Origin of the sequence: Ruegeria arenilitoris (assembly GCF_013032855.1) — a bacterium.
Taxonomy (GTDB): Bacteria; Pseudomonadota; Alphaproteobacteria; order Rhodobacterales; family Rhodobacteraceae; genus Ruegeria; species Ruegeria arenilitoris.
Genome location: NZ_WQDA01000002.1, coordinates 555,941 through 568,583, shown reverse-complemented (window position 1 = coordinate 568,583; position 12,643 = coordinate 555,941). Strand labels below are relative to the sequence as shown.

Annotated in this window: 15 protein-coding genes; 10 read left to right on the top strand and 5 right to left on the bottom strand. The window is 60.2% G+C overall.

Annotation, left to right across the window (positions count from 1 at the left end):
- Position 1 precedes the first annotated feature (1 nt).
- Positions 2-337 carry an ArsR/SmtB family transcription factor gene (locus GOW72_RS09050; protein WP_093962687.1) on the bottom strand — a complete coding sequence of 112 codons (336 nt, stop codon included), beginning with the start codon at positions 335-337 and terminating at the stop codon, positions 2-4.
- Positions 338-690: 353 nt separating this feature from the next.
- On the opposite strand from GOW72_RS09050, the gene GOW72_RS09045 reads away from it, so the two are divergent.
- From GOW72_RS09045 to GOW72_RS09020, 6 genes are all read left to right on the top strand, one after another.
- Entirely contained in the window at positions 691-1,323 is a 633-nt protein-coding gene (locus tag GOW72_RS09045) for an ATP-dependent Clp protease proteolytic subunit (protein WP_093962686.1), read from the top strand.
- Positions 1,324-1,459: 136 nt separating this feature from the next.
- Entirely contained in the window at positions 1,460-2,728 is a 1,269-nt protein-coding gene (clpX, locus tag GOW72_RS09040; RefSeq protein ID WP_093962685.1) for an ATP-dependent Clp protease ATP-binding subunit ClpX, read from the top strand.
- 64 nt (positions 2,729-2,792) lie between these two features.
- Positions 2,793-3,155 carry a RidA family protein gene (locus tag GOW72_RS09035; RefSeq protein ID WP_170366611.1) on the top strand — a complete coding sequence of 121 codons (363 nt, stop codon included), beginning with the start codon at positions 2,793-2,795 and terminating at the stop codon, positions 3,153-3,155.
- 79 nt (positions 3,156-3,234) lie between these two features.
- On the top strand, positions 3,235-3,618 hold the full coding sequence (locus tag GOW72_RS09030) for an NADH:ubiquinone oxidoreductase subunit NDUFA12 (RefSeq protein ID WP_170366610.1): 384 nt from the start codon (positions 3,235-3,237) through the stop codon (positions 3,616-3,618).
- Positions 3,619-3,629: 11 nt separating this feature from the next.
- On the top strand, positions 3,630-4,082 hold the full coding sequence (gene mlaD, locus GOW72_RS09025) for an outer membrane lipid asymmetry maintenance protein MlaD (RefSeq protein WP_093962682.1): 453 nt from the start codon (positions 3,630-3,632) through the stop codon (positions 4,080-4,082).
- Positions 4,079-4,438 carry a DUF2155 domain-containing protein gene (locus GOW72_RS09020; protein ID WP_170358308.1) on the top strand — a complete coding sequence of 120 codons (360 nt, stop codon included), beginning with the start codon at positions 4,079-4,081 and terminating at the stop codon, positions 4,436-4,438. Before mlaD ends, GOW72_RS09020 begins: the two co-directional genes overlap by 4 nt.
- Here the strand turns inward: GOW72_RS09020 and aat are convergent.
- The 4 genes from aat to GOW72_RS09000 form a co-directional block, all read right to left on the bottom strand.
- Positions 4,402-5,034 (bottom strand): leucyl/phenylalanyl-tRNA--protein transferase, encoded by a 633-nt coding sequence (aat, locus tag GOW72_RS09015; protein ID WP_170366609.1) that lies wholly within the window; start codon positions 5,032-5,034, stop codon positions 4,402-4,404. The two genes, GOW72_RS09020 and aat, sit on opposite strands and share 37 nt — an antisense overlap.
- 55 nt (positions 5,035-5,089) lie before the next feature.
- Positions 5,090-6,436 (bottom strand): acetyl-CoA carboxylase biotin carboxylase subunit, encoded by a 1,347-nt coding sequence (accC, locus tag GOW72_RS09010; protein ID WP_170366608.1) that lies wholly within the window; start codon positions 6,434-6,436, stop codon positions 5,090-5,092.
- 9 nt (positions 6,437-6,445) lie between these two features.
- On the bottom strand, positions 6,446-6,943 hold the full coding sequence (gene accB, locus GOW72_RS09005; RefSeq protein ID WP_170337596.1) for an acetyl-CoA carboxylase biotin carboxyl carrier protein: 498 nt from the start codon (positions 6,941-6,943) through the stop codon (positions 6,446-6,448).
- Between the two features lie 149 nt (positions 6,944-7,092).
- Positions 7,093-7,629, bottom strand: a complete 537-nt coding sequence (locus GOW72_RS09000) for a LuxR C-terminal-related transcriptional regulator (RefSeq protein ID WP_093962677.1) — start codon at positions 7,627-7,629, stop codon at positions 7,093-7,095.
- A gap of 220 nt (positions 7,630-7,849) precedes the next feature.
- Between GOW72_RS09000 and GOW72_RS08995 the strand changes: the two genes are divergently transcribed.
- From GOW72_RS08995 to GOW72_RS08980, 4 genes are all read left to right on the top strand, one after another.
- On the top strand, positions 7,850-9,145 hold the full coding sequence (locus GOW72_RS08995; RefSeq protein WP_170366607.1) for a helix-turn-helix transcriptional regulator: 1,296 nt from the start codon (positions 7,850-7,852) through the stop codon (positions 9,143-9,145).
- Positions 9,146-9,223: 78 nt separating this feature from the next.
- On the top strand, positions 9,224-9,604 hold the full coding sequence (locus tag GOW72_RS08990) for a response regulator transcription factor (RefSeq protein ID WP_093962675.1): 381 nt from the start codon (positions 9,224-9,226) through the stop codon (positions 9,602-9,604).
- A complete protein-coding gene (locus tag GOW72_RS08985) occupies positions 9,601-9,921 on the top strand; it encodes a hypothetical protein (RefSeq protein WP_170337599.1) in 321 nt (106 codons plus the stop codon). Before GOW72_RS08990 ends, GOW72_RS08985 begins: the two co-directional genes overlap by 4 nt.
- Positions 9,909-12,587 carry a sensor histidine kinase gene (locus GOW72_RS08980; RefSeq protein WP_170358315.1) on the top strand — a complete coding sequence of 893 codons (2,679 nt, stop codon included), beginning with the start codon at positions 9,909-9,911 and terminating at the stop codon, positions 12,585-12,587. The genes GOW72_RS08985 and GOW72_RS08980 overlap by 13 nt, the downstream gene beginning before the upstream one ends.
- Positions 12,588-12,643 lie beyond the last annotated feature (56 nt).

Below are 12,643 nucleotides of genomic sequence, written 5' to 3'. Positions count from 1 at the left end.
CTTATTCCTCGTCGCAGAACAACTCGTACACCGTTTCCAGCATTTTGCGAGGTCGGTCGTCTGCAAGGCGATAGTAGATCGCCTTGCCTTCGCGCCGGGGCGTGACCAGCCCCTCAAGGCGCAGCCGCGACAGTTGCTGTGAAACGGCGGCCTGTCGGGCGGACAGCAGTGACTCGAGTTCGGTCACCGATTTTTCGCCGGATACCAAATGACAGAGGATCATCAACCGGCCCTCGTGGCTGATCGCTTTCAGAAAATTCGAAGCGCGGGTTGCGTTAGCGGCCATCCGGTCCATGTCGTCGCGCGAGATGTCTTCGGAAAGTTGGGGAAGTGCCATCTTCTTGTCCTTGTTGGCCCCTTGGTGAGTGTGGGGCAGGTGTTCCCTTTGTTAGTTTCGCCTGAGCGAATTGGGTCTCTATATAGAATGATCAGATATTTCCATATGCATGGATCAAAATGGCGTGATGAAAGCGCTGTGAATGGCGGCGAGGCCAAAAAACAGCCGGGTATTTGCGTTCTGCGCGGTCGTTCGCTCTGTTTTGCGGGATCCCGACGATGCGGACTGATCCGTATTTCTCAATCGGCGTCGCGTGTCCGCTGCCCCTTGCAGGCCCCCGAAGGCAACACTAAGACTCATGTAACTTCTCATCGGGTATGGTCCCGGTTCACACCAAAGCAGGCAGGTTCCGAATGTTCGATCCAGTTGACACCTACATGAATACGCTCGTCCCGATGGTCGTTGAGCAGACCAGCCGCGGCGAAAGGGCCTATGACATCTTCTCTCGCCTGCTGAAGGAGCGGATCATCTTCATCAATGGCCCGATCCATGACGGGATGAGCCACCTGATCGTAGCGCAGCTTCTGCATCTGGAAGCCGAGAATCCCAACAAGGAAATCTCGATCTACATCAACTCGCCCGGCGGTGTCGTGACCAGCGGTCTGTCGATCTACGACACAATGCAGTACATCAAGCCAAAATGTTCGACATTGGTGATCGGCCAGGCGGCCTCGATGGGGTCGGTCCTGCTGGCGGGTGGAGAGAAGGGGATGCGCTTCTCGCTGCCGAACAGCCGCATCATGGTGCACCAGCCCAGCGGCGGTTACCAGGGTCAAGCCAGCGACATCATGATTCACGCGGCCGAAACGCAGAAGCTGAAGGATCGTTTGTACGATATCTATGCCAAGCATACCGGACAGTCGAAAAAGGCCATTGAAAAGGCTTTGGACCGTGACAATTTCATGAGCCCGGAAGAAGCAAAAGAGTGGGGCCATATCGACGAGATTGTCGAAAGCCGCTCCAAATCCGAACCGACCGAAGCGTGATGCGGAAACCCCGCACCCACGGGTGCGGGGTGCGATTTTGACATTGTAGCTGCCCCGGTGCTGGCCTAAGCTGCACGGACAGGCGGCAAGCGCGGTCCGGATCCGGGCCGCAGGGATGGAGCCCGAAAGGTAGAACATGGCGACGAATTCAGGCGGCGACAGCAAGAACACGCTCTACTGCAGCTTCTGTGGAAAAAGCCAGCATGAGGTGCGTAAGCTTATTGCTGGACCGACCGTGTTCATCTGTGATGAATGCGTCGAACTGTGCATGGACATCATCCGTGAGGAAACCAAAGCCAGCGGGCTGAAATCCTCGGACGGTGTGCCCACCCCCAAAGATATCTGCGAGGTGCTGGACGACTATGTCATCGGTCAGGCTCGGGCCAAGCGTGTCCTGTCGGTTGCGGTGCACAACCACTACAAACGTCTGAACCACGCGCAGAAGGCCGGTGGTGACATCGAGCTGGCCAAGTCGAACATTCTGCTGATTGGTCCCACCGGTTGCGGCAAAACCTTGCTGGCGCAGACGCTGGCGCGGATTCTGGACGTGCCGTTCACCATGGCAGACGCGACCACACTGACCGAAGCCGGTTATGTGGGCGAGGATGTCGAGAACATCATCCTCAAGTTGCTGCAGGCCAGCGAATACAATGTCGAACGCGCGCAGCGCGGCATCGTCTATATCGACGAGGTCGACAAGATCACCCGTAAATCCGAAAACCCCTCGATCACCCGCGACGTGTCGGGCGAGGGTGTGCAGCAGGCCCTGCTGAAGCTGATGGAAGGCACCGTGGCCAGCGTTCCGCCGCAGGGCGGGCGCAAGCACCCACAGCAGGAATTCCTGCAGGTGGACACCACCAACATCCTGTTCATCTGCGGCGGCGCTTTTGCAGGTCTGGACAAGATCATCGCGCAGCGCGGCAAGGGCTCGGCTATGGGATTTGGCGCCGATGTGCGCGACAATGACGAACGCGGTGTGGGCGAGATCTTTCAGGATCTCGAGCCCGAGGATCTGCTGAAATTCGGGTTGATTCCGGAATTCGTTGGACGTCTGCCGGTGCTGGCAACGCTTGAGGACCTGGATGAGGACGCGCTTGTCACTATCCTGACCAAGCCCAAGAACGCGCTGGTCAAGCAGTATCAGCGTTTGTTCGAACTGGAGAACGTCGAACTGGACTTTACCGACGACGCGCTTGCCGCGATTGCCAAAAAGGCGATCGAACGCAAGACTGGTGCCCGCGGCCTGCGTTCCATCCTGGAAGACATTCTATTGGATACGATGTTCGAACTGCCGGGCATGAAAAACGTGACCAAAGTGGTCGTGAACGAAGAGGCCGTGACGTCGGAAGCGCAGCCGCTGATCATCTATGCGGATGCTGCGCCGGAATCGGCATCTGCCGGCTGAACTGTTTGAAATTTAATGCAGATACGGCGCGGCATAGTCCGCGCCGTTTTCATATGAGGGTGCCATGACGATCCAACGTATTTCCTCGGGGGGTGAGTTCGAAGCAAAGGTCGGCTACTGCCGGGCCGCTGTCGCGGGTGGCTGGGTCCATGTTGCCGGAACGGTCGGGCAGGGCGAAGGCGTCGTCGACCAATGCCGCTCGGCGCTGACGATCATAGGCAACGCTTTGGCAGAGGCGGGCGCCTCTTTTGCCGACGTGGTGCGCGTGACTTACATGCTGCCCGATCGCCGCGAATTTGAAGCGTGCTGGCCGGTCCTGGCTGAGACGTTCGGTGCCAACCCGCCTGTTGCGACGATGATCGAATGCGGGTTGATTGATCCAAAATACCGAATCGAAATCGAGGTCACCGCATTCTTGCCCAAGTAATGGGTGCGCTCTTTGTGGCTCTGGACCTCTGCTCGGCTTTGGTCCATATCTGCATGGACAGAAATGCCGGAGGCAGCCGATGGGAATCCTGAACACTCTTTTGCGGGCCGTGACCTGGTGGAACGGGGCCACTCTGAACACGCAGATTTACACTGCGCGCAAAGGTATCAAGGTGAGCGAGGACGATCAGGGCAACGTGTTTTATCGCAACGCCGATGACAGCAAACGGTGGGTAATTTTCAATGGAGAGGCCGAGGCTAGCCGGATCGACCCGGAATGGCACGGCTGGTTGCACCGCACCTGGGATGAGCCTCCGACCGACAAGCCACTGCCACACAAGGCGTGGGAAAAGCCGCATCAGGAAAATCTGACGGGCACCGCGATGGCCTATGTGCCAGCGGGGTCCCTGCGCCGTCCCGATCCGATCGAGCGCAAGGACTACGAAGCCTGGAGCCCGGAATAAGCGAGATCCACATGTCGACCCACAACATGACCGAAGTTCTTGTCGGCGGTGTCGTGCTGGCCAGTGCATTGGCGTTTGGCGTGTATGCCAGCCAGTCCACGGGCTGGTCGCGCGAAAACGGGGGCTATCACCTTGAGGCGTCCTTTCGGTCGCTTGAGGGTGTGGCGGTGGGCACGGATGTGCGCCTCGCGGGTGTAAAGATCGGCACCGTGACCGATGTCGAGTTGAACCCTGAAACCTACCGTGCCGATACGACGATTTCGGTTGCCGAAAACATCCAGATTCCGGATGACAGCGCGATCGTGATCTCGTCCGAAGGCCTTCTGGGGGGCAACTTCGTCGAGGTCATGCCCGGCGGCTCTCCGTTCTATTTTGAGCCGGGCGATCAGATTGAAGACACGCAAGGAGCCGTCAGCCTGATCTCGTTGCTGGTCAAGTTTGTGGCCGGGGATGGCAGCGAATGATGCGTGCCGCCCTGATGGCGCTGCTGTTGGCCGCGACGACGGCCGGCGCGCAGCAGAAGGTTTCCTCGGGACCGGGGGCCATGCTGCGCGGGCTGGACAAGGTCAGCGGTCAGACGGTGGACGTGCAGGTGCCGACCGGTGATACGGTCGAAGTTTTCGGCTTGGATGTCGCCTTGGGTGATTGCCGGTATCCGTCTGAAAACCCGACCGGTGACGCGTTTGCCTATCTTACGATTTGGGAAAAGGGAAAGGCCGACCAGCTGTTCGACGGCTGGATGATCGCCACGTCCCCGGCGCTCAACGCCCTGGATCACTCGCGCTACGATGTCTGGGTAATCCGTTGTATCACCCCCTGAGGGGTCTGACACACCTCGGCGGTGAAATCTGCGCTGGCAGCAGTGGCCTGATCCAGAAGTTGGCGGTATTGCTGTCTGGGGATTTCGATCGCCCCCAACGAAGCCAAATGTGCCGTCAGAAATTGTGTGTCGAACAGTTGAAAACCTGTCTGGCGCAATAGGTCGACCAGATAGGCGAGCGCAATTTTTGACGCATCGGTACGGCGCGAAAACATGCTTTCCCCGAAAAATGCCGCACCCAAGGCAACTCCATAGACGCCACCGACAAGCTCCTCGCCCTCCCAAACCTCAAGTGAATGGGCGCGGCCCGAGTGGTGCAGTTGGGCATAGAGTCTGCGCAGTTCGTCATTGATCCAGGTGTCCGCCCGGTCCGCGCATCCGTCCACGACGGCTGCAAAATCCCGGTTTATGGTCACGGAGAACCCGCAGTTCCGGATGCGTCGCGCAAGGCTGCGGGAGATGTGAAACCCGTCCAACGGGAATACACCCCGCAGCTTTGGATCGACCCAGAAAAGATCCGGGTCGTTCCTGTGTTCGGCCATCGGGAAGATGCCGATGGAATAGCCGTGCAACAGCAGGTCAGGCGTCAGGCCCATGGCTCACACCGCGGCGACAAGCCCGAGAGCGCGTGCTCTCGCGGCTTGGTCGATACTAGGCCATGTTCTCCGCAAGCCAGTGCTCCAGCCAGTGGATGTTGTAATCGCCGCTGTGGATGTCGGGTTCCTGCAGAAGTGCGTGAAACAGTGGAACCGTCGTGTCCACACCGTCCACGATCAACTCACCCAAGGCCCGGTTCAACCGTGCCAGCGCTTCGGGGCGGTCGCGCCCGTGCACGATCAGCTTGCCGATCAACGAGTCGTAGTAGGGTGGGATCGAATACCCGTTGTACAGCGCCGAATCCATCCGGACACCCAGGCCGCCCGGCGCGTGATACGCCGTGATCTTGCCGGGGCAAGGCGCGAAGTTCGGCAGCTTTTCGGCGTTGATACGCACTTCGATCGCGTGGCCATTGATCTTCAGATCGTCCTGGCCGAACGACATCGGTTCTCCGGCCGCAACAAGGATCTGCTCGCGAACAAGGTCGACACCGAAAATGCCTTCGGTCACCGGGTGTTCGACCTGCAGGCGGGTGTTCATTTCAATGAAATAGAACTCGCCATTTTCATACAGGAACTCGATCGTACCCGCGCCGATATAGTTGATCTTGGCGACCGCATCCGCGCAGACCTTGCCGATTTGGGCGCGCTCCTCAGGAGTGATGCAGGGGCCCGGGGCCTCTTCGAATACTTTCTGGTGACGGCGCTGCAGCGAACAGTCGCGCTCGCCCAGATGGACCGCATTGCCCTTGCCGTCGCCGAAGACCTGAATCTCGATATGGCGGGGCGTGGTCAGGTATTTCTCGATATAGACTTCGTCATTGCCGAACGCGGCTTTGCCCTCGGCCCGCGCGGTCATGAAGGCGCTTTCCATTTCGGCCGCGGTCTGCGCGACTTTCATGCCGCGTCCACCGCCACCGGCGGTGGCCTTGATGATGACCGGATAGCCGATCTCTTCACCGATGCGCTTGGCGGCCTCAAGATCCGGAACGCCACCGTCCGATCCCGGTACGCAGGGAACGCCCAGATCTTTCATGGTGTCCTTGGCGGTGATCTTGTCGCCCATGATTCGGATGTGCTCGGCGGTGGGGCCGATAAACGTGATGCCGTGGTCCTCGACGATCTGAACGAACTCGGCATTTTCGGATAGAAAGCCATAGCCAGGGTGGATCGCCTGGGCGCCGGTGATTTCACAGGCCGAGATGATCGCGGGCATCGAGAGATAGCTTTGGGGGCCGGGTGCCGGTCCGATACATACGGACTCGTCAGCCATGCGCACGTGCATGGCGTCACTGTCGGCGGTCGAGTGCACGGCAACCGTCGCAATCCCCATCTCGCGCGCGGCGCGGATCACACGCAGGGCGATCTCGCCTCGGTTGGCAATCAGGATCTTGTCGAACATGGGCCCGCCTTACTCGATGATGACCAGAGGAGTGCCGAATTCGACAGCGTCGCCATCCCCGACCAGGATCCGCTTGACGGTCCCGGATTTGGGGGCGTGGATGTGGTTCATGGTCTTCATCGCTTCGACGATCAGCAGCGTGTCGCCTTCGGAAACAGATGCGCCGACGGCAATGAACGGGGACGCGCCGGGTTCCGGCTGCATATATACGGTACCAACCATGGGCGAGGTCACCGCGCCGGGGTGGCTCGCCGGGTCCTCGACGGCAGCGGGTGCTTCGGCGGGGGCAGCAGCGGGGGCTGCGACAGGTGCCGGCGCGGCAGCGGGTGCCGGAACGGCAACTTGCACAGGCGCGGCGGTCGGGCTCACTCGGCTGACCCGGACGTTCAGGCTGTCTTCTTCGCCATATTCTCGTTTCACCTGCAACTCGGTCAAGTCGTTTTCGCGCAAGAGTTCGGCCAGTGCCTTGATGAACGTCACATCCGCTTCGTGTCTGTTGTCTGTCATGAGTGTCCTCGAAGGTTCCCCTTTGGCCCGTCTGTCTGCGCGGGCTCTGGTCAATTACGCTGCGTTATAAGGCAACCGCGCGGCCATGAAAAGCGCCGACTGGGGCCGTTCTGCCCCGGTTTCTGCCTTATCGGCAGGGTCCACGACGGTCAGAGCGGCGTGCCGGACAGTTTGGCGACCAGTTCCGGCAGCTTGCGCGCGCCGAATTTCTCGAGCAGCCGGGCGCGGTAGGCTTCGATGGTCCGGTAGCTGAGCCCCAGTTCGACACCTATTTCCTTGGCCGACAGGCCGCGACAGGACAGGATCGCGACTTCACGTTCGCGTTTGGTCAATTCGACCAGTGGGCGCTCCTCGGAAATGTCGGAGAAGCTCCAGATTCCATGGCGGAATGGGTCATCGGGTGTCAGCGACCGGCCGCGGGCGCGACACCAGAACAAGTCGCCGTTGCGGCGGCGCATGACCCGCTCGTCCGTGTAATAGCCGGTGTCCCGCATGACCTGAAGACTGCGTGCGCCAATTCTCTCCCAATCGGCAACGGATGGGTACAGGTGCAGCAAAGGCAGGTTGCGGTAGTCGGATTCGTTGCCCCCGAATGTCCGGGCAAACTGCAAATTGCACCGCCGGATGATGCGGTTTTCAAGCTCGACAAGCCCGATAGGTGCGTATTCGAAGGCCGGATCACTCATTTGCCTATCGTGCCGCCAATTCGGCCGGAATAGAAGAGGGCATTGCAGCGCAGGATTGATTTGGCGTCCGAAAGCGATCAGGGCCCGGCGAAAGCCACGACATTGTCAAGGTTGTAAAACTGCTTTGAAAAGGGCAGCGTAAACCATATAAATTCATGAAGTATTCAGAAAATACGGGATCGTTTCGAGAGTAACTCGAACACGTTTCGGCGGGGGCACCATGCGTGATTCATTGACGGGCAGCCGTATCCGCGAAAGGCGGCAAATCTCGGGCTTACGTCAGGCCCAGCTGGCGCGACAGGTCGGCATTTCGGCGTCGTATCTGAACTTGATCGAGCACAATCGGCGGCGCATCGGGGGCAAACTTCTGGTCGATATCGCTTCGGCTTTGTCCGTTGAGCCTTCGGTTTTGACGCAGGGGGTCGAGGCGACGCTGATCGCGGCCCTTCGTGAGGCGGCGGCGGATGCGGTCGGCCAAAAGGCCGAGGTTGAGGCGCTAGATGAATTCGCTGGCCGGTTTCCCGGCTGGGCCGCTGTACTGGCACAGATGCATCGTCGGGTGGTTTCGCTGGAACGTACCGTGGAAACCCTGTCAGACCGGCTGACCCATGACCCGCACCTTGCGGCATCCATGCACGAAGTCCTGTCTGCAGCGGCAGCGATTCGGTCGACAGCCGCCATCCTGGCCGAACCGGGCGAGATCGAGGCCGAGTGGCGCGACAGATTCCACCGCAACTTGCACCAGGATGCCGAACGTCTGGCCGAAAGCTCAAAGGCTTTGGTCGCCTTTCTGGACGAAAGCGAGGACACCGGCGAAAGGCGTGGGTTGCCGATGGAGGAGGTCGAGGCATTTCTGGAGAAGCGCGGGTTTCATTTGCCGGAACTTGAGTCAGGACAGGACCCGGTATCCCTAGCGCAGGCCGAGATGGCCTCTTCCGCCTCAAGATCTGTCGCGCGTCAGGTGCTCGACGCCTATGCGGCGGATGCCCGGGCCATGCCGCTGGAAGCGGTTTCGGAGGCACTGGAGGTCGAAGGCGTTGATCCTCTGCGTCTTGCCGCGCGGTTTTCTGTTGACGTGCCGACAGTCCTGCGACGGCTTGCGTTTCTGCCCGAGGATGTCATGCCGCGCCCGGCTGGTTTGGTCATATGCGATTCATCAGGAAGCATTTTGCTGTTCAAGCCGGTCCCCGGTTTCGCAATGCCGCGCCACGGCGAAGCCTGTCCTTTGTGGCCGGTCTTCAGCGCGCTGAACCGGCCCCTTGTGCCGATCCGAAAACGCGTGACCCTGTTGGGCCGGACGCCGGCGGATTTCGACTGCTTTGCAATCGCCTGGCCTCAACCCGTCAGCGCCTTCGGTCAGGAACCTGTGTACAGATCGGCGATGCTGGTGCTGCCGGTCGAAGAGCCCGGCGTGGCCACCGACTTGCCGCTACAGGTCGGCACGAGCTGCAGGATCTGTCCCCGAAAGCCGTGCGACTCGCGGCGGGAGCCGTCGATTTTGAGTGAAGGTTTTTGACAGTTTCCTGACACAGCGATTAATCTGCACTTGGCAGGTGGCTGGAGGTGCGACCGGTCTTGGGGAGGAAGTGAACATATGAGCCGCAAGGTTCTGTTGATCGAGGATGAACCGAACATCACGGAGGCAATCAGGTTTCTGCTGACCCGCGAAGGGTGGCAGGTCGAAACCCATGCCGAAGGTGAAAACGCGGTTCAAACGATATTGTCTGCGCAGCCTGATCTGGTCATTCTGGATGTGATGCTGCCCGGCAAGAGCGGTATGGATGTTCTGCGCGAATTGCGCGAGCACGAGGAGATGCGCGCCTTGCCTGTTCTGATGCTGACCGCTCGCGGTCAGTCGCGAGACCGCGAGATGGCTGAAAAGGCAGGCGTCAGCCGGTTCATGACGAAACCGTTCTCGAATACCGAAGTGCTGACGGCTGTGCGTGATTTGCACGCGCAGGCGTCACAGTCATGACCACACCGGAAAACGAGCCAGCCCGCCCGACAGGCCCGCGTCCGTCGGTGTTTTTGGAACGGCAGAGTTACCGCCGCCGCAGGCTGGCCGATGCGGCCCGAATGCTGCCCTTTGTCGGCGCGGGTCTGATCTGCATCCCGCTGCTGTGGCCGGATCCGGGGCCGGAAAACTCTGGCGTCCCGTTGTCGTCGGCCATTCTTTATGTCTTTTCATGCTGGGCCGCCCTGATTGTGGTCAGCCTCCTGTTCGGCTTTGCCGCCCGGCGGATGTCGTCCTCGGAGGGGTCCGCGGCAGAGAGTGAGCAATGGCCACGCTGAACGTCCTGATCCTTGTTTGCCTGGGCTACGTCGTGCTTTTGTTCGGCGTTGCGTTTGCAGCCGATCGAATGGCCGCCGCGGGGAGAGGCAAATGGCTGCGGTCACCGTTGATCTACACGCTGTCTTTGTCGATCTACTGCACCGCCTGGACCTTCTATGGCGCGGTTGGCAATGCGGCCCGGTCCGGTCTGGAATTCGTGACGATCTACCTCGGGCCGACCTTGGTGATGATCAGCTGGTGGTGGGGGCTGCGCAAGCTAGTGCGTGTGGGCCGTAGCCAGAGGGTGACTTCGGTCGCCGACTTGATCTCATCGCGCTATGGCAAGTCGAACACCTTGGCCATCTGTGTTACGATCCTCGCCGTGCTGGGGGGCACACCCTATATCGCGCTGCAACTCCAGTCGATAACGCTGTCGTTCTCGATTTTCGCCGAAGCCGACCCTTCGGGCCTTTACCGCGAGGGCGCCAGCGTATTCTGGGTGGCCGCGGGTCTTGCCGTGTTTGCCATTCTGTTCGGCACCCGGAACCTGGATGCCAATGAACGGCACCATGGCGTGGTGACCGCCATCGCGTTGGAATCCGTCGTCAAACTGTTCGCTTTGTTGGCGGTGGGCATCTTTGTCGTCTGGGGGGTGGCCGGAGGCGTCACGCCCATGATGGAGCGGATCGACGCGTCGGAAATCGGGCGTTGGAACGTCGATACCGGACGCTGGATGGCCATTACCTTCCTGTCGGCGGCTGCTTTTGTCTGCTTGCCGAGGATGTTTCAGGTCATGGTCGTCGAGAACGACGACGAAAGCCACCTGAGAACGGCGGCCTGGGCGTTCCCGCTCTATCTTCTTTTGATGAGCCTTTTCGTGGTTCCCATTGCGGTTGTCGGGCTGGATCTGCTGCCGGCCGGGTCAAATCCGGACCTTTTCGTGCTGACGGTTCCTCTGTCACAGGGGAATGACTGGCTGGCGATGCTGTCCTTCATCGGCGGTTTTTCGTCGGCCACGTCGATGGTCATTGTGACGGCGATGGCCCTGTCGACCATGGTCTCGAACCACGTCGTGATGCCGATCTGGCTGAATACGCGCGAGAACGCCAGTTCCATGTCAGGCGATGTGCGAAACGTGGTGCTGATGGCGCGCCGGGTTTCGATTGCCGCCATCATGGCCTTGGGGTTCTTCTACTATCGTATGTCCGGTGGCGGCGCCGCGCTGGCCTCGATCGGCCTGGTGGCGTTTGCAGGTGTGTCGCAGATTCTGCCGGCTCTGGTTGGCGGCCTGTTTTGGCGCGGGGCGACACGGACAGGTGCCCTTGTTGGGCTGAGCGTGGGGTTCTTCCTTTGGATCTACACGCTGTTACTGCCGGGAATGGGCGGTAATGTCATGTCCGCCTCGGTCATTGAAAACGGTCCTTTCGGTCTGGGGTGGCTGCGTCCGCAGGCGTTGTTCGGCCTCGATGGATTGGACCCGATGACCCACACGGTGCTTTGGTCGCTGTCACTGAACACGTTGGCCTTTTGCCTAGCGTCACTTCTGAGCTTTCCCAGCCCGCTTGAACGGTTGCAGGGGGCGCAGTTCGTCAACGTCTTTGATCATTCTGTCGCGCCCGGGGGGTGGACGGGATCCGTTGCCCAGAGTGAAGACCTGATGATCATGACCCAACGGATCCTCGGGGCCGGTCCCGCTCAGGATTTCTTTCAGGCCGAGGCGGAAAAGCAGGGCGTGCGCGGGCGCTGGCCAGAACCTACGCCGGGTTTTCTGGAACGGCTGGAACGCGAATTGAGCGGCTCGGTCGGTGCGGCCACGGCTCATGCCATGATCGGGCAGATCGTCGGAGGTTCGTCCGTTTCGGTCGAGGATCTGTTGGCGGTGGCCGACGAATCCGCGCAATTGCTGGAATACTCCAGCCAGCTTGAGGCGAAGTCGGCCGAACTGAGCCGTACGGCCCGCAAACTGCGCGAGGCCAACGAAAAACTGACCCAGATCTCGCGTCAGAAAGATGCCTTCCTGGGGCAGGTCAGCCACGAGTTGCGCACTCCGATGACGTCCATTCGTGCCTTTTCGGAGATCATGCGGGACACTGACGGGCTGAGCGCTGAGGAATCTCGGCGTTATGCGACAATCATCCATGACGAAGCGCTGCGCCTGACGCGGCTGCTGGATGACCTGTTGGACCTGAGCGTTCTGGAAAACGGTCAGGTCAGCTTGAATATGGGTGATGCCAGCTTGCGGACGGTTCTGGATCGGGCCGTGTCAACGACTATGGCCGGGGCAGACAGCCCTTTGACCATTCTCCGCAATCTGTCTGCCGAGCGCATCGCGTTGCATTCCGATCTGGATCGCCTGGGGCAGGTCTTCATCAATCTGATTTCGAACGCACAGAAGTACTGTGACGCGCCCGAGCCGGTCCTGACGATTTCAGCCCATGATGTCGGCGGCCAGGCGGTGATCGACTTTGTCGACAACGGCAGCGGTATCCCGCCGGACGCCCAGTCGATGGTCTTTGAGAAATTCGCGCGGGTCGGATTTGACAAGGCGGGCGGTGCAGGTCTTGGACTGGCTATTTGCCGTGAGATCATGCACCGGCTTGGGGGAGAAATCACCTATCTGCCCGGGCAGGGCGGCGCAGCGTTCCGCGTGAGCCTGCCATTGCCTCACCGGCAGGCCGCTCAGTAGCGGGCAAGTAAAGGTATTCGTAACGAACAATGGGCTAGACCAGTAGCGAGCAGAAT

What these genes read in the sequence shown, in the direction of transcription:
- GOW72_RS09050 (WP_093962687.1), bottom strand. Translation starts at nt 337, where the DNA reads ATGGCACTTCCCCAACTTTCCGAAGACATCTCGCGCGACGACATGGAC.
- GOW72_RS09045 (WP_093962686.1), top strand. Translation starts at nt 691, where the DNA reads ATGTTCGATCCAGTTGACACCTACATGAATACGCTCGTCCCGATGGTC.
- clpX (WP_093962685.1), top strand. Translation starts at nt 1,460, where the DNA reads ATGGCGACGAATTCAGGCGGCGACAGCAAGAACACGCTCTACTGCAGC.
- GOW72_RS09035 (WP_170366611.1), top strand. Translation starts at nt 2,793, where the DNA reads ATGACGATCCAACGTATTTCCTCGGGGGGTGAGTTCGAAGCAAAGGTC.
- GOW72_RS09030 (WP_170366610.1), top strand. Translation starts at nt 3,235, where the DNA reads ATGGGAATCCTGAACACTCTTTTGCGGGCCGTGACCTGGTGGAACGGG.
- mlaD (WP_093962682.1), top strand. Translation starts at nt 3,630, where the DNA reads ATGTCGACCCACAACATGACCGAAGTTCTTGTCGGCGGTGTCGTGCTG.
- GOW72_RS09020 (WP_170358308.1), top strand. Translation starts at nt 4,079, where the DNA reads ATGATGCGTGCCGCCCTGATGGCGCTGCTGTTGGCCGCGACGACGGCC.
- aat (WP_170366609.1), bottom strand. Translation starts at nt 5,034, where the DNA reads ATGGGCCTGACGCCTGACCTGCTGTTGCACGGCTATTCCATCGGCATC.
- accC (WP_170366608.1), bottom strand. Translation starts at nt 6,436, where the DNA reads ATGTTCGACAAGATCCTGATTGCCAACCGAGGCGAGATCGCCCTGCGT.
- accB (WP_170337596.1), bottom strand. Translation starts at nt 6,943, where the DNA reads ATGACAGACAACAGACACGAAGCGGATGTGACGTTCATCAAGGCACTG.
- GOW72_RS09000 (WP_093962677.1), bottom strand. Translation starts at nt 7,629, where the DNA reads ATGAGTGATCCGGCCTTCGAATACGCACCTATCGGGCTTGTCGAGCTT.
- GOW72_RS08995 (WP_170366607.1), top strand. Translation starts at nt 7,850, where the DNA reads ATGCGTGATTCATTGACGGGCAGCCGTATCCGCGAAAGGCGGCAAATC.
- GOW72_RS08990 (WP_093962675.1), top strand. Translation starts at nt 9,224, where the DNA reads ATGAGCCGCAAGGTTCTGTTGATCGAGGATGAACCGAACATCACGGAG.
- GOW72_RS08985 (WP_170337599.1), top strand. Translation starts at nt 9,601, where the DNA reads ATGACCACACCGGAAAACGAGCCAGCCCGCCCGACAGGCCCGCGTCCG.
- GOW72_RS08980 (WP_170358315.1), top strand. Translation starts at nt 9,909, where the DNA reads ATGGCCACGCTGAACGTCCTGATCCTTGTTTGCCTGGGCTACGTCGTG.